The sequence below is a fragment of the Labrys sp. KB_33_2 genome (assembly GCF_052114505.1).
Taxonomy (GTDB): Bacteria; Pseudomonadota; Alphaproteobacteria; order Rhizobiales; family Labraceae; genus Labrys.
This window is the reverse complement of sequence record NZ_JBFREW010000073.1, coordinates 1-1,050: the sequence shown is the minus strand read 5'-3', so window position 1 is coordinate 1,050 and position 1,050 is coordinate 1. Positions and strand designations below refer to the sequence as shown.

The window sequence follows — 1,050 nt, the reverse complement described above, 5'->3', positions numbered from 1 at the left end:
GGCTTTCAAACCGCCAATTCGGTGCGCGCTGCCGAGTCGGGCGTGCTCGGCCAGCGCGAGACGCTGCGCGACACCGAGCAAGCGGTGCTCCTTAACGGAGTGACGGCCTATATGAACGTGCTGCGCGACGCGGCACTSCTCAATCTGCAGAAGAACAATGTCGAGGTGCTCGAGGAGCAGCTCAAGCAGACCAAGGACCGCTTCAATGTCGGCGAAGTGACGCGCACYGACGTCGAGCAGGCCAATTCCGGCCTTGCGAATGCTCAGTCCCAGCGGATAGCCGCCGATGCGCAGCTCAAATCGTCGGTCGCCATCTACCGGCAGATCATCGGCTCCCAGCCCAAGAAGTTGCAGCCGGTCAAGGTGCCGCGCCTGCTGCCGAGGAACCAGAACGCCGCGATCCAGGCCGGACTTTCCAACCATCCCGGTATCACGGCCGCGCTTCACGCGGTCGACCAGGCCGCTATGCAGGTGAAGGTCGCCGAGGGCGCGCTCTATCCCACYCTGAATGCCCAGGGTTCGTTCTCGCACAATTACGAACCATCCGGCGCGAAGATGGGCACCTCGGCCTCGATCGGTGCCTTCCTCTCCGTGCCGATCTATTCGGGAGGCGGCGATTATTCCAAGATCCGCCAGGCCAAGGAAYTGCTCGGGCAGGCGCGCATCCAGGTTGACGTCAAYCGCGAGCTCGTGCGCTCCAACGTCATCCAGGCCTGGGGCTCCCTGGACGGTGCCCGCGGCGAGATCCAGGCCTTCCAGGCAGCCGTCAACGCCCAGGGCGTTGCGCTCGCCGGCGTGCGCGAGGAAGCCAAGGTCGGTCAGCGCACCACCTTCGACGTCCTGCAGCAGCAACAATTGCTCTTGCAGGCGCGGGCCAGCCTGATCCAGGCCCAGCGCGACCAGATCGTGGCTGCCTATACCGTGCTGTCGACCGTCGGAAAGCTCAACGCCACGGCGCTCGGCCTCAAGGTTGCTCGTTACAACCCCACCACGCATTACGATCAGGTGCGTGACAAGTGGATCGGCACCGATATTCCGGATGGGCGCTAA

1 protein-coding gene is annotated in these 1,050 nt (G+C 64.1%); it reads left to right on the top strand.

Annotated elements, in window-relative coordinates; all coding sequences use genetic code 11:
* Window positions 1-1,050, top strand: a 1,050-nt coding sequence (locus AB4037_RS34575; protein WP_441774674.1) for a TolC family outer membrane protein, incomplete at its 5' end; no start/stop codon positions are given.